This is a genomic window from Cytobacillus purgationiresistens (genome assembly GCF_030813235.1).
In the GTDB taxonomy this organism is placed as follows: domain Bacteria; phylum Bacillota; class Bacilli; order Bacillales; family Cytobacillaceae; genus Cytobacillus; species Cytobacillus purgationiresistens.
Map to the genome: position 1 here is coordinate 174,092 of NZ_JAUSUB010000003.1, position 19,934 is coordinate 194,025.

The window sequence follows — 19,934 nt, forward strand, 5'->3', positions numbered from 1 at the left end:
CGTGTCAGAAAAAATTTTAGAAATAAACGACCTCCGTGTGCAATTTAAAAATGGAAAAGAAAAGATACAACCTATTAGAGGCGTTAATTTTCATATTAACAAAGGTGAAACACTTGGCATTGTTGGGGAATCAGGATGTGGAAAGAGTGTCACATCGCTTGCAATCATGGGACTGCTCCCAGATAAAACGAGTGAAATTGCTTCCGGTAATATTCTATTTAACAATCAGAATCTCTCTAAATTAACTGAAAAGCAATTTCGCAAACTACGTGGCAATGACATCTCTATGATTTTCCAAGAGCCAATGACTTCACTGAACCCTGTTTTTACAATCGGAGACCAACTAAAAGAGCCATTAAAAAGACATAAAAAAATGTCAAAGTCTCAAGCGAGGAAAGAAATCATTTCTATGTTACAACAAGTGGGGCTACCAAGAGCTGAGCAAATCATTGATGAATATCCACATCAGCTTTCAGGTGGAATGAGGCAAAGGGTCATGATTTCCCTTGCACTGCTTTGCAAGCCTCAACTAATAATTGCCGATGAACCAACAACTGCACTGGATGTAACCATACAAGCACAAATCTTAGACCTGCTAAAGAAGCTAAAAGGTGAGAGTGATATGAGTTTAATGTTAATTACTCATGATTTAGGCGTTGTAGCAGAAATGTGCAACCGAGTAGTTGTTATGTATGCAGGTGAAGTCGTTGAAGAAGCTGAGGTAAATGAACTATTTGATTCACCTAAGCATCCTTATACAAAAGGGCTGATGCAATCATTACCATCAAATAATGATCGCAAAAGTAAACTGTATTCTATTAAAGGGCAGGTTCCACGACCTTCAGAAATAACAGTCGGGTGTGCATTTGCCAACAGATGCCCCCATGTATTTGACCGTTGTTTAAATGAAACACCTCCCTCCTTTAACCTTGGAAACCATATTAGTAAATGCTGGCTACAGGATTCCCCTTACAAGGAGGTGAGTCATAATGAAACAAAAGGTACTGCTATCCGTTAAAAACTTAAAAAAATATTATGAAATCCCGCAAGGTCTTTTCAAAGAGAAAATAACTGTTAAGGCTGTTGATGATATCAACTTCACGATAAAAAAGGGTGAAACTTTTGCCTTAGTTGGCGAATCAGGGTGTGGAAAGTCAACTACTGGGAGAACCATACTAAAATTAACTGAACCAACTGATGGAAAAATTATTTTTGATGGAAATGATATTTCTACTCTCCCTTATAAACAAATGAGAACATTAAGAAATCGCATGCAAATGGTATTCCAAGATCCCTATGCGTCTTTAAACCCTAAGAAAACTGTTAGAGAAATTCTTATCGAGCCACTTAGAGTTCATAAAAAATTTGATAATGTAACGAGATTAGAGAAGGTTAAATCAATATTGGAGATTGTGGGATTATCTGAATATCATTTAGACCGCTATCCACATGAATTCTCTGGTGGCCAGAGACAAAGAATAGGCATTGCTCGAGCAGTCATTCTTCAACCGGATTTTATTATTGCAGATGAGCCTGTTTCTGCACTCGATGTTTCAGTTCAGTCACAAGTCATTAACCTCATGCTTGAATTACAAAGGGAATTTGAATTAACATATCTATTTATCTCACATGATTTAAGCGTCATACAGCATATGACCGATCGAGTAGCAGTCATGTATTTAGGAAAAATCGTAGAAATAGCAAAAACTGAAGATTTATTTACTAACCCTAAGCATCCATATACAAAAGCACTGCTATCTGCAGTCCCTATTACGCATCCAAAAGAGAAAAAGGAAAGAATCATATTAAAAGGTGATGTCCCTAGCCCAGCAAACCCACCTTCCGGCTGTACCTTCCACCCTAGATGCTCATTCGCTTTGGACATATGTAAAAAACAAGCACCTATTACGACGGAATACAGCAATTCCCATTCAGTAAACTGCCACCTATATACCGAATTTAAGGAGGAAACAACCCATGCTATTAACCATTCCTAAGTATGAATTTCAACATAGGCAAGCAACATTTATTGAAAAGTTAAATAAGAAGAAATGTGAATCGGCCGTTTTGTTTGCAGTGACAGATATCTTTTATTTAACAGGCTTCCACTTTCACCCAACTGAAAGACCCATTGGACTTTTTGTAGATTCTCAACAAAGGTTTCATTTATTCTTGCCTGAATTAGAACGTGAACATGCTGAGGAATACAGTGTAGTAGACTCTGTTCATTCTTATAAAGAATATCCAGGCACGACTCACCCTATGGAATCATTAAAAGAATTATTAGTAGAATATCAATTTGAAAATAAAACGGTTGGCTACGATTCTATTGGATACGGATCTTCTATGGGCTATCGTGGACCTTCAATCGATCAGCTAATAGACGTAAAAGACTTTGTTTCTTTAAAAGGAATCATTGAAGAAATGCGATTTGTTAAATCTAATAATGAGATTGAACTTATTAAAGAATCTTGTCGTTGGGGTAATCTTGCACATCGACTATTACAAAAGTATACAAGAGCGGGATTAAGTGAAATTGAAATTACTAGCAAAGCATCGATGGAAGCAACAATGGCTATGATTGAGACATTAGGCCAAGAATACAAGCCACACGGTAGTACAGCTTTTGCTATTTTCAGAGGACAAATAGGACCAGAATCCGCTTTTCCTCATGCCGTAACACAAAACATCGTATTATCAAAAGGAGACACCCTAGTAACTGGTGCTGCAGCAAGTGTATTTGGTTATACAAGCGAACTTGAGAGAGTCATGTTCGTTGAAGAGTACTCTAAAGAACAAGAGAAATATTTTAATCATATGTATGAAGCGCAGGAAGTTGCCTTCTCAGCAATCAAGCCTGGCATACCTTACTCCGCAGTCGAGGAAAAGGTACAGGAATATTTTAATGAAAATGGACTCACAGAGCTAACCAGACACCATACTGGACATAACATTGGTTTACTAGGTCACGAAGCCCCATTTTTCGATTTAGGCGATCATACTGAAATCAAACCAGGAATGGTCGTAACGGTTGAACCTGGTATTTACGTAAAAGGGTTAGGTGGGTTCAGACATTCAGATACTGTTCTAGTAACAGAAAACGGAATCGAAATGCTCACTTACTATCCGAGAGATTTAGCATCTCTAATTTGTTAATACATCATTCACTTGGATTTACTTTTTCTATTACATCGAAAGGAAGTCCTAGCTTATGAAAATATTTATCTCTGCAGATATTGAAGGAATTTCAGGAGTAGCAACGATCCAGCAACTTGTAAACAACGGCGAATATCAACGTTTCCGTAAATTAATGACGGCTGAAGTCAATGCGGCTATCCGAGGGGCTTTCAACGGTGGTGCAGATGAAATCATAGTAGCTGACGGCCATGGAAACATGTCCAATATTATTATTGAAGAACTAGATCCACGTGCTCGGTTAGTATCAGGTAATAACCGTGTTATGTGTCAATTAGAGGGGCTCGATGATACTTTTGACGGCATTATTTTCATCGGCCATCACGGACGTGAAAGTGCTACTAACGCTGTTATTAGCCATACATTGGCAGGCATCTGCGTAAAAGAAATGAAAATCAATGACCAGGTGATTGGGGAAACAGAAATGAATGCCTTTGTAGCTGGCAGCCTTAATATCCCAGCATTGTTCATCAGTGGCGATGACCAATATATAGAAGAAGTGAAAAAAACCTTACCTGATATAGAGTCTGTCGTTGTAAAGTACGCGAGAGACCGACTAGCAGCTGAACTTATTCACCCAGAAATAGTCCGGAAAGAAATTGAAGGAAAAGTAGCCGTTTCACTTAAGTTAGCAAATACGATTAAGCCGTTAAAACTTTCCGGACCTATCACTTACGAAATAGAATTCAAAGGACCACAACAAGCACATATGACATCCACCATTCCAAGTGTAACGATGCTAAGCCCTACAAGAATTACATTCACCTGTGAAGATATGGTTACAGCATATAAACATATGTGGGGCTGTGTTATCATTGCAATGGCTGCTACGAATGGGGTTTTGGGGCATGCAAATGCTTAATTTTGCAAGAGTTATCTGAAGGTGATTTATCTTCTCCTTATCACCATCATAACTTTTATAAGGGGCTATCCCATTACCCGTTTGCCCCTTTATAATCAGGCCACCCCGTTTTTCATGCTGGAAAATCAAGCAAAAGACTAACTGAATAAGTATGATCAGCTGAAACCAAAGGATCTTTTTAAACCCGCTTGTCGCAAATGTTTATTGATTTCAAGCTCAGAAAAAACAGAATCAAGTGGTTTAGATATTTGATAGTTTCAGTCTATTGTTCTATCAAATAGGGGACACCTCTTCTATGTTGTAGTGATTTCTTAGCAATTTCACTATACCAAAGAACGAGGTGTTTTTCATTTTACATCAGGTTTGTCAAGCAACATAGTAAAAACACACTATCCAACAATACCCGTCTTAGGTTGAACACCCTGCCTATTAAACTGTCTCTTTATAGACAAGTATAGGCCCCATCGACTATAACATCGCTGCCAGAAGTATAGCCTGAAGCATCACAGGCTAAGTAAAGTACTGCTGGCATGAGTTCCTCAGGATTTGCCATGCGATGCATTGGAACCAACTTCATCCAGGTATCTTTAAGCTCTTGTGAAGTATCCATCGACATTGTGGTTGCGACATATCCCGGACTGAGACTGTTGACTCGGATCTGATACTGTGCCCACTCAGCCGCCAGTGATTTGGTCATATGTATAACCGCTGCCTTAGAGGCGTTATAAGAGCACTGTATCTGAGGGACATTGACAATCGAGCCGGACATAGAGGCCACATTAATAATGCTTCCGCGGATACCTCGATCAATCATAACTTTACCTGCAGCACGAGCCACAATGAACTGGCCAGTCAGATTGACATCAATCACTTCACGGAATTCCGCAACCGTTGCTTCAAGTGTGCTTTGGTGCATGCAGATGCCTGAGTTGTTGATTACAATATTAACAGCACCTGAACGATTTAGGATTTCTGAAAAAGCAGCATCCACGCTTTCTTCTTTCGTCACATCGGTGGCAATCCAGTAAGCTTTCCCACCCTCGTCTTCAATCATTTTTACTGTTTCTTCCGCACCAGAACGGCAAAGAATTACTATTTCTGCGCCAGCTTTAGCCAACCCAATGGATACTGTCTGCCCGATACCGCGTCCACCACCAGTTACAACCGCCACTTTACCCTTTAACCCAAATAATTCTTCTAAATACATAAAAGATTCCACCTCTAAACACAATTTATTTTGAAATGACTACGACCTACTCATGATCCTTAGAATAACTATGTAATTTTAGAACGCATTATAATAAAGTTAACTTCTTTATATAACGAACATTCAATTTGAATAATATCATAATTAAGAAAATTAAATCAATTATTATTTTTGTATGCGACAAAAAATAGGGATTGATCCAAATCGGAGGGAAGAAATAAAACAACCTGCTGATGAAGTAATCTGGATCTTTTAATCAATTTAGCAAGCTCTAAATCATCCTTTATTTCAAAGTCATTCTTACTCAAATTTACCCCTCCTGCTTCTATATAAAGAAGAATAGTACAGAAATCCAAGATGTAAGATTTCTGTACTATCTATAGGTTGATTAACACTTAATAATCATAGTCATCAATATTATCCTTCGTAAAAATGACGCGTTCAGGCAATAAGATAATCCCGCTGTCTTCTGCTTCATACTCATAACCTTGAATACTATTAGGCTCAATTTTCACCTCGCCGATCCCTGGCACTTCAAAGGTATCGCCGACTTTTAAATCTTTCCCTTCTACTGTCATTAAGTATGCAGTATAAACAGCTATGGCTCCCTGCTGCTTTACATCCCATAAACCAAATTGATTGACTGTACCGCGCTTCACGTATTCACGCATCACATTAGGTGTTGAGAACCCTGTTATGACAACTTCCCCACCTTTTTTCAAATTTTCCGCCGCTTGTGCCATTGCTGGTAATGCCGTTGCATCAGGCGCGATTACAGCATCAATATCAGGGTAGGTTTTCAATATACTTTCTCCAACTGACAATGATTTTTGGGCATCATTTTCTCCATATTGGGTCGTGACAATTTCCCAGCCTGGATGTTTTTCTGCAATATAGGCTTTCGCTTCTTCTGCCCACTGGTTTTGATCTGTTACAGTTGGACTGGAATAAAAGAAGGCGACTTTTGCTTTATCATCCAATTGTTCTGCAGCCATCTCAACAAGCATATGACCTAATTGTTCTGGTGTTCCCTGGTTAATATAAAAAGAACGATGCTCAGGATTCACATCAGAATCCCACGTTAAAATCTTTACTCCTTTTTCTTTTGCCCGGTCAAGTGCTTGATTTAACCCATCAACTGAAGTCGATGACACCATAATCGCCTTATATCCTTGATTTACAAAATTATTAATATAGCGCACCTGCTCAGCAACAGAGGCTTCACTCGGTCCATCATATTTCACTTGAACATCTAGTGATTCACCCATATCTGCAGCACCTTTACCTCCCGCTGTAAAAAATCCCACTCCTGTCAGCTTAGGGATAAATGCAAGTTTTGCATCTGCTTTATCCGGACCCGCTTTCTCACCCGGTTCAGTGGATGTTCCTTGATTACACGCAACCAAAAGAGCAAGTAATAAAACTGAGATCATAAATAAACTGATCACACGCTTTTTCATATCATTTATCCCCCTCGTTTTTTATGTTGCTTTACCTACTTTTTGATCTTTTTTATTGGCTGTTTTCGTATACTTTGTTGCTTTTCGCGATAGTGGTTGGTTTCCTCTCCAGGTGCTCCAATCAACTTTTCCATCAATGGTTTGTCTTGTCAAAACCTATGAAAAAACAACAATCTTTTAGAAAAGAGCCTTTTTATGAAAGACCTTTTTTACACTATCAGAATTTATAAATTGGCAGCATGGATGTAAAGCGACGAGGTCGCCAATTTAAAGTTGATAGTGTAAGTGCAACTACGCATCTGTCTTCGCCTTTCCAAGGCTCGCCAGTTTGCGAGTTTTCTTTATAAATTGCCAGTTAGATTGGCGCATAAATACGGCTAAAACTAACATGATACCAACAATTAAGGTCGTTTGTTCACTCGTTAATCCAGACATTTGCAATCCATAATTCATGATGCCAACTATGACGCTTGCTACAGCAGTCCCTATAATCGTTCCCCTGCCGCCAAGTATACTTGTTCCCCCTAAAACTACAGCCGTGATGACTGGCAAAATGGCCGTGGAACCTAAGTCAGATCTGGCAGAGCTGAAATATGAAGTTAGGATGATTCCACTGATACCACCTCCAAATCCAGCTAACATATACGTACTAATTAGTATCCACTTCGTAGAAATACCGCTATACCTTGCAGACTTTATATTCATGCCTACTAAATATACTTGTCTTCCATACTTGGTGAGATGAAGTAATAGACTAAAAAAAGTGACAGCAGTCACGAGCAGCCAGAATGAATTGGGAAGTCCTAAAAGCTCGCCATTTGCCAATTGAACAAAGGACGCAGGAAATCCGCTGATACCCTCATACCCAGTTGCACTTGAGCCCCCCGATATCACTAATGCAATACCCGAGAATAAAAACATTGTACCTAATGTAATGACCATTGGCTGAACCTCTGTATACGCAACAAGTAAGCCATTGAATAAACCGGCAATAATACAAATAATCAATGCTATCAACATAGCAATCCATACATTCAATCCATTCATCCATAAGACACCCACTGTAATAGAGGAAAGTCCCATAACTGAACCTACTGAAACATCAATGCCGCCCGTAATAATGACAAAGGTCATCGGAATCGCTGCGAGTCCAATATAAACGAAATCATTTAAACTAAATATGAGATTGTTAAAATCTAAAAAGCCTGGTGTAATCATGCTGAAAATCACAATTTCTGCAATAAAGAAGCAGATAAGAAAAAGCTCCCATTTAAGGAATGGCCTTATTTTTCGAATCACTTGCTCTTACCTCCTCTCCTCCGTCATTGCTCTTCTCCTTAACATGATGCCTTGATTTCCGTTTTAGATAGCTTTGAAATTTTGTATCTCCAATAACAATCATTAATAGAAGAAAGCCGGAAATGGCACTGTTCCAATACGCTGGAATCTTCATATAAACTAATGATTGATTAATGACTGTGAAGAAAACCGCCCCTAGTCCTGCTCCAACTACCGTCCCAAGACCTCCGCTTAAGCTCACTCCCCCTAATACGGCAGCTGCGATGACTTCTAATTCAATGCCTGACCCTGTAGTATTTGGAACGAATCCTATATTCATGACAAAGACGAGACCTGCAATAGATGCAGACATGCCTGAGATGATAAAAGCAAGAACTTTAATCAGCCTAACAGGGATGCCGACTAATCTTGCACCCTCCTCATTGTCGCCTACTGCATAGAAGTAGCGGCCTTTTTTCGTCTTTGTTAAAAATAAGTAAGCAATGATCATCACGACAAAGCCAATCCAGATGGGCAGTGGTAAAAACAAAATCTCAGTATTTGATAATCTTTTATAATCGTTCGGTATAGCTTCAATCCACATTCCCTCTGTATACAGCAGCATTGCTCCGCGCACAATGCCCAGCATGCCCAATGTCATAATGATGGAGGGGATTCTTAAGTAGGAGACACCCAAACCATTGATCAAGCCAATAAATGCACCTACAGCCATGACCGTAATGACAACCACCCATACATTGAGGCCACTTACTAGCAGACTTCCACAAACAGCTGCAGAGATTCCCATGATCGATCCAACAGAAACATCTATATTTGCGGTCAGTAAAACAAACGATTGACCAATAGCCATCACAAGCAGAATAATACTTCCGCTGACTAAAAGAGTGATTGAATCTATTTTGATGAATTCTTGATTAATGGAGCCAACTAATAGAAAAAAGGCAATCAATAAAATGACAATGGAAATCTCCCGTACTTGAATCGATTTTATTAATAGTTTCTTCAACATCATCCCTCCTCGCTCGAGATCATACTTCTCTATATTTCATTGATTGACTGTTTGATGACGCATTTTTTTACAACGCCAAATGCTGCAGAAGTAATCCGATCAACGGAAATATACTCCCGGTTGATTTCTTCTATCATTTTCCCTTCATGCATCACCAGTACGCGACCACTTAACTTCACTATCTCCTCCAAATCTGAGGAAATAAGTAGCACTGCTAAACCATTCGCCTGCAGCTGTGAAATCATGTCATAAATATCGCTCCGTGCATGTGCATCTATCCCCCTGGTCGGTTCATCGAGAATAAGCAACTTTGGTTTGGTCGCTAAGTATTTACCTAGTACAACTTTTTGCTGATTGCCTCCAGAAAGCTCACTTAGCAATTGATTTGTATTTGTCACCTTAATCTTCAGTTGGTCAACGTACTCATCCGTGATTTCTATCTCCCTTCTCTTCTGCAGAAAAAATCCTTTTAGCCGATGAAGAATCGCAGATGTGGTATTTTGCTGTATGGAAGCAATCTTGAATATTCCATGTTGATGGCGGTCTTCGGGTACATAAGACATGCCAAGATTAATCCGCTGCCTAATAGATAAACGGCTGATCCCTGTACCATCCAGTTCTATCTCTCCCGAAGCAGCACCATTGATGCCGATAATCGACTCTGCCAGCTCGGTCCGTCCTGCTCCTACTACTCCGGCAATTCCTAATACTTCACCTGGAGAAATGGAAAAGCTGATCTCTTCAAAGCCATGGCCAGTCAGCTGGTCTACAACGAGAATAGGATTCCTTTTATCTTTCACACGCTCAATATTGGACTGGAGGTTAACCATATTGCGTCGCTCACCTTTTGATTGTTTATCAACGAGACCATCCAGCAGCCTGTCATAATCAAATTCCTCAACTGGGCCCTTTAGTGATACAACTCCATCCTTTAGCACCGCTACAGAATCGGCTAATTGAAAGATTTCAGCAAATCGATGCGTGATATAAATAACTCCGACACCATCTTTATTTAAACGTTTGATTGCCGTAAACAATGATTCAATTTCATTAAAGGTTAACGTAGAAGTCGGTTCATCTAAAATGAGGATATCTGCTTCTCTGACTAGTCCGCGAACGATTTCAACCAATTGCTGTTCAGCAATCGAAAGCGTCATGGCGGACCTGAACAAACCTAAATTCCATCCGAGATAATCAATGATTTTGTTTACCTTTTTGCGTAATTCTGCTCTCTTCCCCTTCATGCCTATCGTGATATTCTCTTCAACAGACATATTAGGAAAAATAAGAGGCTCCTGCGGCACTAAATAAATACCGTGACGATGTGCTTCTTGAGGGTGATGAAAGTGTAAGGCTTGACCTTTTATTTTCATTGTTCCTCGATCAGCCTGATAAAGCCCTGTTATGATTTTCATCATTGTCGACTTTCCCGCACCATTCCCGCCGACTATCGCAAAGGTTTCTCCCTTTTTTAAAGAAAAATCGATCCCGCGTAACACTTCGTTGTCATTGAATCTTTTATACAACCCTGCAATTTCTACTAGATAATTAGACAATTTATCCCTCCCCCCCTTGATTAAAGCGCTTACATTTCGGTTTTAAATAAACAAATTGACATTTCATTTACATTTGCTTACTTGACGAGATATTCATTATATTTTTGCATCATTGAAAGAAATGATTTAATCCTCACAGTCATCATATTATTGGCATGAATGTAATATTCATTGACTATAAGAATTTCTAGCGAAGGAAAAAAATAATTAATAATCATTTGTAACGCTCATATACATTTGTTGAATGGAGGATGGTCATGGCCCAAGATGTGTATTCGAAAAGCATGCTGACAAAAGTAGCCTGGTACTACTACAAAGAAGACCTTACACAAAATGAAATCGCAGACTATCTCGGACTAACGCGCAATCAAGTTGTACGTCACTTAGAAAAAGCAAAAACAGAAGGAATCATCCAATTTCATATTTATGGAATGGAAGCCAATTGCTTAGAGATCAAAAAAAAATTAGTTAGTCATTTTCAACTAAAGGATGCTTACATTATCCCGGCACCAAAAAACAAAGCAGATATCAGACAGTCATTAGCAAAGGCTGCTGCCCAAACTGTACAAAGCAACCTCACTGAGAACGACCTTATTGGAATTGGCTGGGGCCAAGCTGCACTGCAAACAGTTGACCAGCTATCTATCGATCCAGCAAAAAATATTTCCATTGTGACACTTACTGGGGGTGTTAATCACTATTTTCAAAACCGAAACCATCATAGCGAAGGAGGTTTCCAAGGGAAAATATTCGCCATACCCGCTCCATTTATGGCCTCCACAGATGAAATGGCTAGATTATTATTAACTGAACCCTCTGTGGCTGATATTTTAGATCTGGCTTCTCTAGCCAAGCACGTAATCGTTGGCATCGGCAGTCTGGCACATGATTCCACCATTGTGATTGAAGAAAAGTTAACGATTAAAGAATTAGCTTATATAAGAAACCAACAAGCCGTTGGCGATATTCTCGGACAATTTTTTGATATAGAGGGAAAGATTATCGATCTGCCTTTACATAAAAGATTAATCGGAGCCTCTTTAAATAAATTGAAGGAAATGAATGTCATAGCCGTTGCAGGGGGTGAGGAAAAGGTAAACGCGATATACGGTGCATTGAAGGGTCAATATATCTCGACTCTGATTACAGACGAAGAGACCGCTGCTGCTTTAATGAAACTAGGAGGTGATTAAATGGAGTATGTATTAGCATTGGATGGCGGAACTGGCAGTATTCGAGCAGTTCTTTTTAATCAAGACGGCGAACAGGCTGGAGTGGCTCAGCACGAATGGGTGCATAAAGTGGACCCGCTCTACCCCGGCTCAATGGATTTTGACACGGAAAACAATTGGCCTCTCGTCAAGCAATGTATGAAAGAAGTGATTCAACAAAACCATATACACCCATCCAGCATAAAGGCAATTAGTGCAACAAGCATGCGTGAGGGCTTCGTGCTCTATAATAAAAGCGGTTACGAAATTTGGGCATGCTCAAATGTTGATGCTAGAGCATCTGAAGAAGTGAAAGACTTAAAAGAATTAGACGATAGTCTGGAAGAAAGTATATACAAACTTTCAGGGCAGACCTTTGCGCTAGGAGCATTGCCTAGATTATTATGGCTGAAGAATCATAAGCCCGACCTCTATGAACAGGCTCATACCATCACAATGATTAATGATTGGATACTCTATAAACTATCCGGAGTTCTTCAAATCGATCCCTCTAATGGCTGTACAACAGGCATGCTAAATCTGCTGGATAGAAAATATTCAAAATCCATTGCGCAAATATGCAGTGTTAAAGATCATCTATTCCCACAAGTAAACGAAGCAGGAACCATCATAGGAAAAGTAAAAGAAAGCGTTGCAAATGAGGTGCAATTGTCGCCACATACATTGATTGTTACTGGCGGAGGTGACGCTCAAATGGCTTCAATTGGCGTCGGAGCCATACAGCCTGAACAAACCGTTATTTCTGGCGGGTCCTTCTGGCAGCAGGAAGTCAATGTTTCACAGCCATTCGTTTCTAAAAATGGCCGAATCCGTACCAACTGTCATGTACTGCCTCATTTATGGCAGATTGAAACAATCGCATTCTCACCAGGGCTAGTCATGCGCTGGTTTCGGGATACCTTTTGCGAACAGGAAAAAGAAGAAGCGCTTCGATCCGGTGAAGATGTATATTCCATTCTTGAAGATAAAGCGAATTCTGTTCCTGTTGGTTCTCATGGAGTCATACCGATTTTCTCTGATGTCATGATTTATATTTCATGGCGTCATGCTTCACCCTCTTTTATTAACTTAAGTATTTCACCGGAAAAGTCAGGCAAAGAAGTGCTTTTTCGTGCATTAGAAGAAAATGCCGCCCTCCTCACCTATGGAAACTTAAAAATGATTGAAGAAGAAACCGGATTTTATCCTAAGGAGGTCATTTTTACCAGCGGGGCCTCTAAGGGAGCATTATGGGGTCAAATATTAGCAGATGTTCTCGGCATCACTGTAAAGGTTCCGGTTATCAAAGAAACGGCTGCACTTGGAACAGCTATGTATGCAGGCGTCGCTGCCGGCCTGTATTCAAGCATTCAAGCTATTGTTCAAAAAGTAGTAAAGTGGGAAAAAACATATCTGCCAGATTTAGAAAACCATCAGCAATACCAGGTAATTTTTCGACAATGGCGTTCAGTCTATGTTGAGCAATTAAAATTGGCTGACCAAGGACTGACTGAACATATGTGGAAAGCACCTGGTGTGTAAAAACCGCAGAAAGGGCGTGCACAAATTTGAAAAAAGTGAATGAAAATGATTTTGAATACCGCTTCGGCGACAATGGACCGAAATACTTAACAAAAGGACCCAATGTCGATTTAGGTGTCGTCGTTTTAAAACCGAATCAAGACTTCCCAAACCATTATCATACTACTTGCGAAGAAATCTTCTACATCCTTGAAGGAGAAATAAACTTCTATATTAATAATGTCAAAGTACCTGCAAAACCAGGTGACATGATTCAGTGCCACCAAGGCGATTCGCATTATCTAGTAAACCATTCCGATAAGAACTTCAAAGCCGTTTTTATTAAGTCACCGCATATAAAGGAAAAAGATTCAGTGACGATTGATAATCCAAGGTAGTTTATAAAAGGCTGTTTTCGTATACTTTGCTGCTTTTTACAATAGTGGTTGATTTCTTCTCAGGGTGCTCGCTTTCCGCGGGGCGGGCGGTGAGCCTCCTTCCGCTCCAATCAACTTTTTTCAAAAATTTGTCTTATCAAAACCTATGAAAAAACAACAATCTTTTAGAAAAGAGCCTTATAAAAACAGGAGGGATTCTAATGACTTGGGGATTACAAAACCGTATTAATAAGCTTATTCCAAATGGTAAAACCGTCATGCTGGCCATTGATCACGGCTACTTTTTAGGACCAATCACTGGATTGGAAAATCCATATGAAACCGTAAAGGAATTATTACCGTATACCGACTCATTATTTTTAACGCGTGGAGCCCTTCAATCCAGCTTTCCAGAGGACATAACAACCCCCATTGCTCTCCGAATATCGGGGGGTCCCAGTGTATTAAACAACCTATCCAATGAAAATCTTGTCACACCCATTAAGGAAGCCATTCGTTACAACGCTGTAGGCGTCGGGGTCTCAACATTCATAGGAAGTGAAAATGAAACACAAACAGTAACCAATCTAGCAAATGCAGTAACAGAAGCGCATGATTATGGCTTAGCTGTCCTCGGAATCACAGCTGTAGGAAAGGAATTAGAAAAACGCGATGCCAAATTCCTCAGCCTCGCTTCCCGTATTCTAGCTGAAATTGGCGCCGACATTGTGAAAACCTACTACTGCGACAACTTTGAAAAAATAACAACCACCTGCCCTGTCCCCGTCGTCATTGCAGGCGGACCCAAATTCGATACGATCCGCCAAGCGTTCGAAATCACCCACAACGCCATGCAGCAAGGAGCCGCCGGCGTCGATATGGGCCGGAATATATGGCAATCGAACCATCCATTGGCGATGATTAAAGGGATCCATAGTATTGTGCATGGAGGACAGTCGGTGGATGAGGCTGTGGAGATGTATGAGGAGACTGCTAAGGCGAAGGTTTGATTTATCATTTAAAATAAATTTAGTACACAAACAATTTTAAACAGAAACCCCTTGTATGAAGGGCTTAGAAGTCGAAGCCGATTCATACAAGGGGTATTTTGTTTCAGTATCTGCATTTGACTACACTATTTCTTTTTTGACGGGCGGATGAAATACTCATCGACCCGGTTTCACTATTTGTCGTCCCCTGTCCTTTTACCTCTGGAGAACTTAAACCAGCCTTTGAATCAACCTTTTTGCGTTTTTCCCTTTTGGTCCTCTTCACATACCTTCTCTCATTGCTCAAAAATTTAATGCATACAAGGAATAAATTCCCCTTAAAAATGGAATTATATCCAATTAGAGGAGGTGTGAATAATGACAAAAAGAATCGCGGTAGAAAAATCTCTTTCTAATGTCTCGGATGCTCTTAGAGAAAAGGGATATGATGTTGTAGAACTAAATAATGAAGCTGGCCAAAATGAAAGCTATTCAGCAGTCGTGGTGACAGGACAAGATTCAAACGTAATGGGAATGCAGGATGTTCAAAATCCTTCCCCGATCATCGAGGCAAGCGGATTGTCTGCAGATGAAGTTTGCAGAGAAATCGAGGAAAGGCTTCAATAAGATTATTATCTTAAAGATTAGATAGAAAGGGATCATTTGATGGGGGACTGCTCCATTACATGATCCTTTTTGGTGTAATACTACGCTGATCATCTAATAACATTGGACAATAACTATTGTCTTTGCTAATAAATATGCTGTTTTTACGGCTAATTTGAGTGATAAAGCTTTGTTATTTTCATATTAAACGCTTGATGGTTTTTGGCTGCTTACAAAAGTATCCTCCACATCTTCAACGATACTTGTCCAAAGAGGCGAGGGTCAGGTACCAAATTTACAACCTTTCACAGATTTTCATCATATGTGCATTGAATATTGCAATTTACGAAAATATTTTAATATAAAAAAAGAGCCACACGGTTAAAAAACAAAATCCATGTGGCTCACATTAATCATTCCTCATCTATAAAAAACTCAACACTTTCATGCTTTAAAGCCTTAGAGGTCAGGCACCAGAATGCATAGCTAATTATTATGGAAGCTCTATTTCTTCTGCAGTCTTGATGACGTCTTCTGGAATAGTAATTTCATCAACACCATTATAGTTACTAAATGTAGCATTTGTCGTTTGCTTCATCGTTACTTCCTCTTCACCTTCAACCGTTTTAATAGTCATGTTGATGACCATATCAGTTAAATTAAAGCTTTCTTTATCAATTGTATATTTAAAATTCAAATCACTTATATCTATATTTTCAAGCGCTACCCCTAAATCTTGACCTAAGCTTTTTGAGATTTCTTCTTGAATTAAATCATTGAATTTATCACCAGAAGCACTAAGTGTTAAGAAATACGAAGCATCGTCTTGCTCAAACTTAAATTCCTTAACATAGGCTTGCATCTTTTTCAATTCAGCTGCTGGATCTCCTTGCTCCTCTGTTGCTTTTATCATCTCAGCAGACATGGTTTCCGGAAGCTTTACCCACATTTTTTCCGTTGGCTCAAACATATAAAATCCTTTATCAGTGAAATAAGTCTCCGATTTCACAGGCTCTTCTCCTGGAGCCTCTAGCGACATCACTTGATAAAGTGCAATTGGGTCATGAATAAGATCCATATCGATGGTTGATTTAACCTTCATTGTTTCAGAGTTACTACTAGAGGTAATCGCTTGATCATTGTCGACTTTCACAGATACACTTTTCAACTTATTGCTAGCCGCAATCGTTTGATCAAATACTTCTTCTGATGTAAGAGATTTTTCATTTGTTTGCGTTTTTTCATCCGAGTTAGATTTTCCAGCATCTGAAACAGTTGTCGCTTCTTGGCCACAAGCACCTAAGGTCACAAGCAATGCTAGAAAAGGAATAGCTAATAACTTTTTAAATTTCATTATTACATTTCTCCTTTTTATAGAATATATACATAATATAATAAAATTGAAAATATATGATGATATTTTACAATTTTGATCATAATTGTAACTTTCACACTAGGTATATAGTTTTACATGAGGAAGAGTTTTGTAGGGGGGTCAGGTACCTGTATTTTAGCCTTTCCATTTTTTGCACTCATCCACTTATGTAACCTAACCAATTAAAAAGCTGCCCTAAGGACAGCTTCGCATTGCTAAGCATACATTTCACATTTTATGTTAGTCATAGGCTAATCCACAGGAGCACCGATGTTTCCCAAATAACAGATGATAAGATGCGGGGAATTCCTGATTGACTCGTTGAACATCCTGTGCAAATTCCATGCTATCCTTTGGTACTGGCAAAAGTGCATCCGCTTTTTCTTGAGAATCGATATTAGCTCCAGGTGGTACGAACCTATTAGGTGGAATTCGAACGCCATTTGTTACTACTGCATTATACGAAATAAATGCGCCTCTCCCAACAATTGCGGTATAAACAATCGCATTAAAACCAACAAATACTTTGTCTCCGATATAACAAGGACCATGGACAAGAGCACCATGAGCAATGGTTACTTCATTTCCAATGAACACCGAATACCTTTTTCCCCCAACCGGAATCCTTTTATTTAATAAACCATGTAAAATTACTCCGTCCTGAATATTTGTATTAGAACCTATATAAAAAGGGGTTCCTTCATCCGCCCGTATGCTGACATTAGGTGCTACATAAACATTGTTTCTAATAGTAACATCACCTATGACACTAGAAAACTGACTGATAAATGCTGTTTTATCTATTTTAGGAAAGCGTTGAACTGGATTAAATGAAGTAATAGGGCTTGGACTAATGAAGGGTTCAAAACCGTGAGAGTGCTTATAGTTTGATCCTTTTTTTTCTCCCAATTAATCACCTCCTTAACAATCTATTTGCATTTTATGCAAATTGATTGAGTAAGGAATGGACTATCTTTAAAAAAATTATGAAATCATGTAACTATTCCTATCCATACAGAACTGGATATCACTGACTGATTGGATCGTCGCGTTTCCATCCTCTTTCACATTCGTATAGAGTTATTCAGTTCTAACCTCCTCAACTGCTCTATCCACATCTTCCTTGTGAAGCAAAGGGACAGTTCTTACTTTCCCTCTTTGCTTTAAAGATTTGGTTCACTTAGCGGGGATGCTTGGTTGATTGTAAGCCCAGGTAGCAAAAGCCTATCCTTTCACGTTATCCCTTATTTATCATCTCACCTGTTTATCGTACATCTCACAAAATCCAAATATAAAATCAATACTCCATGACGGTACTACCTTCATGAGCTATGAATTTCAGTAAAGCATCATTCATGTTATCCAAAGCATAAATTTCTCATAAAAAAACGAAAAACACCTGTTACCTAATAGGGAATCAAGTGCAATATAAAATACTGAATTACTATTTCCACTTTAAACCAACAATCCTGTTTAATTTCTTAATTTTTTGGCCTGTTCCCTATAACAATACTTCAGTAGATAAAATGTAATCTCGCCTAACTATAGTACAATTTTTCAAAAACAAAATATCATTATAAAAACTCTTGATGGTACAACCATCAAGAGTTTTTGATTTTCTTTAATCTCATTTATAATTTCTTTCTATTTATCTATCTTAAAAATCTTCTTCCCAAGCTTCTTTTGCATCCAATAACCTTTGTGATAAAAACTCATAAAAATTTTCTGCCGTATTGTAGTCATCAAGTCCTCCTTGCTTATTCCAAGCTATTACTGGGCACTCATTATTCTCCATATTACTTGTATCTAAACAATAAGCATATTCATCTATATCTTCAATTACTATTAAATTCTCACTCATTCCTAAATCCCTATAACTCTCCGTTTCAATAACAACAGTAGCAATATTAGACTTAGCCACTCCTAAAATATCTACACCATATAAACCACCAGACCCATAATTATTTAAAAACCACTTATAACTTTCTGGCAATTTTAACTTTAGGCTATCTTGAACATAATCAATCTGTTTTCCAACTACTCCTGCCATGTAATATGTCATCTCGCCCAATTCTCGTTACAATCACGTAATCCAAGTATTTAAAAAGAACTCCATGATGGTACAACCTTCATGAGGTCTCAATTCTCAAATAAATCATTTTCGTTTTGACACACTCAAGAATCCTCAATTTCTTTTTGTTCACTAGCTTTATGTGCCTGTATGGTTACCATCTTTAGCATTACGAGCTTTGTCATTCTATTGTTCAAAATAAATCGAGTAGTAAGTCTGGTAGTTTTACTTTTTAGTCACTGCAACCAATCTAATATGTCTGCCTTACCATCATGAGCTTTTGATTCAAGAAGGGAAAATTTTAACCATAACATTAATAAATCATAAAAAACCTTGAAAGGCATATGGCCAATCAAGGTTAATAAAGCCTATATTCTAAAATTTAATATTCCCTAAAATGATTTAAAATTGTTTTTTCCACTTCAATATTATTACCGTAAATCTCAAAAAATGAATAATCAAAAGTTCGAATTTCTATTTCTGCTAATGGATGTTGTAATCCCTCACTTTCTTCAGTTTCGGGTAAATGGTCGAAATCCCAATTTATTTTTTCCCTTTTTGAACAGCTATGAATACTCCTGACTCAAATTGTATTACTCTTTTCACTTTATCTATCAATTCATCTGTTGATAGTACAATACAAAGTTCCTGTGGATTCTTGGGAAACAAATCGCGAAGAGATGACTCACTAGTTCCTAATACATCAAAAATATACCATTCATGAGTTTTTGTATAATCCTTAAGGGATATTAAAATTTCTGCAAATTGCCAACCTAAACAAGAAAGCTCTTCATTAAAAAATTCACTACCACGTAGCTTTAGCATAAAAGCTGGTTCTTTTAATTCCATAATTCAACTCCTCTAAGAATTATTCTTTAAAGCTCCATGATCCATCCTTAAAAATAGCTGGATGTGAATGTGGGTTTACATGGTCCCCTCTCCCATGGTCGGTCCAGTCTGTCCTTTGAATCGGCTTCCCATTTCTTCCCCACTCAAGTGTTTGAAAATACTCTCCTTTTCTACCTTTTTTAATCCCAATTTGAGTGTGTGGATTCATAGATTCCGGTATGTGAGAAGTACCGTTTACCATTTTTCCATCTTTATTTCTTGGTAAGCCTAATTTTTCCCCATTGGTATCCTTAGGCACATACTTAGGTTTTACCGTACCCTATGTTGTAATCTTAAAAGCAAAAAAT

At 38.6% G+C, this 19,934-nt stretch carries 22 protein-coding genes; 9 read left to right on the forward strand and 13 right to left on the reverse strand.

Annotated elements, in window-relative coordinates; translation table 11 throughout:
• The first annotated feature begins 1 nt into the window (after position 1).
• Genes J2S17_RS05015 through J2S17_RS05030 form a run of 4 tightly spaced genes read left to right on the forward strand, consistent with a single transcriptional unit; the run spans position 2 to position 4,057 of the window.
• Positions 2–1,018 carry an ABC transporter ATP-binding protein gene (locus J2S17_RS05015; protein ID WP_307472525.1) on the forward strand — a complete coding sequence of 339 codons (1,017 nt, stop codon included), beginning with the start codon at positions 2–4 and terminating at the stop codon, positions 1,016–1,018.
• Positions 990–1,997, forward strand: coding sequence for an ABC transporter ATP-binding protein (locus tag J2S17_RS05020; RefSeq protein ID WP_307472527.1), 1,008 nt, complete (start codon positions 990–992; stop codon positions 1,995–1,997). Before J2S17_RS05015 ends, J2S17_RS05020 begins: the two co-directional genes overlap by 29 nt.
• Positions 1,978–3,156: a M24 family metallopeptidase gene (locus tag J2S17_RS05025; RefSeq protein ID WP_307472529.1), complete on the forward strand. Its 1,179-nt coding sequence runs from the start codon at positions 1,978–1,980 to the stop codon at positions 3,154–3,156. The genes J2S17_RS05020 and J2S17_RS05025 overlap by 20 nt, the downstream gene beginning before the upstream one ends.
• Before the next feature lie 55 nt (positions 3,157–3,211).
• Positions 3,212–4,057: a M55 family metallopeptidase gene (locus J2S17_RS05030; protein ID WP_307472531.1), complete on the forward strand. Its 846-nt coding sequence runs from the start codon at positions 3,212–3,214 to the stop codon at positions 4,055–4,057.
• A gap of 442 nt (positions 4,058–4,499) precedes the next feature.
• Here the strand turns inward: J2S17_RS05030 and J2S17_RS05035 are convergent, their stop codons facing one another.
• The 7 genes from J2S17_RS05035 to J2S17_RS05065 all read right to left on the reverse strand — a co-directional run bounded on the left by J2S17_RS05035 (position 4,500) and on the right by J2S17_RS05065 (position 10,588).
• On the reverse strand, positions 4,500–5,288 hold the full coding sequence (locus tag J2S17_RS05035; protein WP_307472533.1) for an SDR family oxidoreductase: 789 nt from the start codon (positions 5,286–5,288) through the stop codon (positions 4,500–4,502).
• A 134-nt stretch (positions 5,289–5,422) separates the two neighbouring features.
• A complete protein-coding gene (locus J2S17_RS05040; protein ID WP_307472535.1) occupies positions 5,423–5,572 on the reverse strand; it encodes a hypothetical protein in 150 nt (49 codons plus the stop codon).
• A gap of 87 nt (positions 5,573–5,659) precedes the next feature.
• Positions 5,660–6,724 (reverse strand): autoinducer 2 ABC transporter substrate-binding protein LsrB, encoded by a 1,065-nt coding sequence (lsrB, locus tag J2S17_RS05045; RefSeq protein WP_307472537.1) that lies wholly within the window; start codon positions 6,722–6,724, stop codon positions 5,660–5,662.
• Positions 6,725–6,745: 21 nt separating this feature from the next.
• On the reverse strand, positions 6,746–6,877 hold the full coding sequence (locus J2S17_RS05050) for a hypothetical protein (RefSeq protein ID WP_307472538.1): 132 nt from the start codon (positions 6,875–6,877) through the stop codon (positions 6,746–6,748).
• A gap of 138 nt (positions 6,878–7,015) precedes the next feature.
• Positions 7,016–8,020 carry an ABC transporter permease gene (locus tag J2S17_RS05055; protein ID WP_370874964.1) on the reverse strand — a complete coding sequence of 335 codons (1,005 nt, stop codon included), beginning with the start codon at positions 8,018–8,020 and terminating at the stop codon, positions 7,016–7,018.
• Positions 7,995–9,029, reverse strand: a complete 1,035-nt coding sequence (locus tag J2S17_RS05060) for an ABC transporter permease subunit (RefSeq protein WP_307472542.1) — start codon at positions 9,027–9,029, stop codon at positions 7,995–7,997. Before J2S17_RS05060 ends, J2S17_RS05055 begins: the two co-directional genes overlap by 26 nt.
• Positions 9,030–9,061: 32 nt before the next feature.
• Positions 9,062–10,588, reverse strand: coding sequence for a sugar ABC transporter ATP-binding protein (locus J2S17_RS05065; protein ID WP_307472543.1), 1,527 nt, complete (start codon positions 10,586–10,588; stop codon positions 9,062–9,064).
• A 257-nt stretch (positions 10,589–10,845) separates the two neighbouring features.
• Between J2S17_RS05065 and J2S17_RS05070 the strand changes: the two genes are divergently transcribed.
• The 4 genes from J2S17_RS05070 (at position 10,846) to lsrF (ending at position 14,707) form a co-directional block, all read left to right on the forward strand.
• Complete coding sequence (locus J2S17_RS05070) at positions 10,846–11,781, forward strand: sugar-binding transcriptional regulator (protein WP_307472545.1); 936 nt, start codon at positions 10,846–10,848, stop codon at positions 11,779–11,781.
• Positions 11,782–13,341 (forward strand): autoinducer-2 kinase, encoded by a 1,560-nt coding sequence (gene lsrK, locus J2S17_RS05075; protein WP_307472547.1) that lies wholly within the window; start codon positions 11,782–11,784, stop codon positions 13,339–13,341.
• A gap of 26 nt (positions 13,342–13,367) precedes the next feature.
• Positions 13,368–13,718 (forward strand): cupin domain-containing protein, encoded by a 351-nt coding sequence (locus J2S17_RS05080; protein WP_307472549.1) that lies wholly within the window; start codon positions 13,368–13,370, stop codon positions 13,716–13,718.
• Positions 13,719–13,918: 200 nt separating this feature from the next.
• Positions 13,919–14,707, forward strand: coding sequence for a 3-hydroxy-5-phosphonooxypentane-2,4-dione thiolase (gene lsrF / locus J2S17_RS05085; protein WP_307472551.1), 789 nt, complete (start codon positions 13,919–13,921; stop codon positions 14,705–14,707).
• A gap of 103 nt (positions 14,708–14,810) precedes the next feature.
• On the opposite strand, the gene J2S17_RS05090 is transcribed toward lsrF, so the two are convergent.
• The gene (locus J2S17_RS05090) at positions 14,811–14,972 is read right to left on the reverse strand and encodes a YuzL family protein (protein ID WP_307472553.1); all 162 of its coding nucleotides are present in this window, start codon (positions 14,970–14,972) and stop codon (positions 14,811–14,813) included.
• Positions 14,973–15,064: 92 nt separating this feature from the next.
• On the opposite strand from J2S17_RS05090, the gene J2S17_RS05095 reads away from it, so the two are divergent.
• Positions 15,065–15,313, forward strand: coding sequence for a YkuS family protein (locus J2S17_RS05095; RefSeq protein WP_307472555.1), 249 nt, complete (start codon positions 15,065–15,067; stop codon positions 15,311–15,313).
• Between the two features lie 472 nt (positions 15,314–15,785).
• Here the strand turns inward: J2S17_RS05095 and J2S17_RS05100 are convergent, their stop codons facing one another.
• The 5 genes from J2S17_RS05100 to J2S17_RS05120 form a co-directional block, all read right to left on the reverse strand.
• Entirely contained in the window at positions 15,786–16,646 is an 861-nt protein-coding gene (locus J2S17_RS05100) for a DUF6612 family protein (protein WP_307472557.1), read from the reverse strand.
• A gap of 261 nt (positions 16,647–16,907) precedes the next feature.
• Positions 16,908–17,576, reverse strand: coding sequence for an LbetaH domain-containing protein (locus J2S17_RS05105; RefSeq protein ID WP_307472559.1), 669 nt, complete (start codon positions 17,574–17,576; stop codon positions 16,908–16,910).
• A gap of 748 nt (positions 17,577–18,324) precedes the next feature.
• On the reverse strand, positions 18,325–18,717 hold the full coding sequence (locus tag J2S17_RS05110; RefSeq protein ID WP_307472561.1) for an SMI1/KNR4 family protein: 393 nt from the start codon (positions 18,715–18,717) through the stop codon (positions 18,325–18,327).
• Between the two features lie 564 nt (positions 18,718–19,281).
• A complete protein-coding gene (locus tag J2S17_RS05115) occupies positions 19,282–19,587 on the reverse strand; it encodes a hypothetical protein (RefSeq protein ID WP_307472563.1) in 306 nt (101 codons plus the stop codon).
• 19 nt (positions 19,588–19,606) lie between these two features.
• Entirely contained in the window at positions 19,607–19,885 is a 279-nt protein-coding gene (locus tag J2S17_RS05120; protein WP_307472566.1) for a hypothetical protein, read from the reverse strand.
• Positions 19,886–19,934: the final 49 nt, after the last annotated feature.

What these genes read in the sequence shown, in the direction of transcription:
- J2S17_RS05020 (WP_307472527.1), top strand. Translation starts at nt 990, where the DNA reads ATGAAACAAAAGGTACTGCTATCCGTTAAAAACTTAAAAAAATATTAT.
- J2S17_RS05025 (WP_307472529.1), top strand. Translation starts at nt 1,978, where the DNA reads ATGCTATTAACCATTCCTAAGTATGAATTTCAACATAGGCAAGCAACA.
- J2S17_RS05030 (WP_307472531.1), top strand. Translation starts at nt 3,212, where the DNA reads ATGAAAATATTTATCTCTGCAGATATTGAAGGAATTTCAGGAGTAGCA.
- lsrB (WP_307472537.1), bottom strand. Translation starts at nt 6,724, where the DNA reads ATGAAAAAGCGTGTGATCAGTTTATTTATGATCTCAGTTTTATTACTT.
- J2S17_RS05070 (WP_307472545.1), top strand. Translation starts at nt 10,846, where the DNA reads ATGGCCCAAGATGTGTATTCGAAAAGCATGCTGACAAAAGTAGCCTGG.
- lsrK (WP_307472547.1), top strand. Translation starts at nt 11,782, where the DNA reads ATGGAGTATGTATTAGCATTGGATGGCGGAACTGGCAGTATTCGAGCA.
- lsrF (WP_307472551.1), top strand. Translation starts at nt 13,919, where the DNA reads ATGACTTGGGGATTACAAAACCGTATTAATAAGCTTATTCCAAATGGT.
- J2S17_RS05095 (WP_307472555.1), top strand. Translation starts at nt 15,065, where the DNA reads ATGACAAAAAGAATCGCGGTAGAAAAATCTCTTTCTAATGTCTCGGAT.
- J2S17_RS05100 (WP_307472557.1), bottom strand. Translation starts at nt 16,646, where the DNA reads ATGAAATTTAAAAAGTTATTAGCTATTCCTTTTCTAGCATTGCTTGTG.
- J2S17_RS05110 (WP_307472561.1), bottom strand. Translation starts at nt 18,717, where the DNA reads ATGGCAGGAGTAGTTGGAAAACAGATTGATTATGTTCAAGATAGCCTA.
- J2S17_RS05115 (WP_307472563.1), bottom strand. Translation starts at nt 19,587, where the DNA reads ATGGAATTAAAAGAACCAGCTTTTATGCTAAAGCTACGTGGTAGTGAA.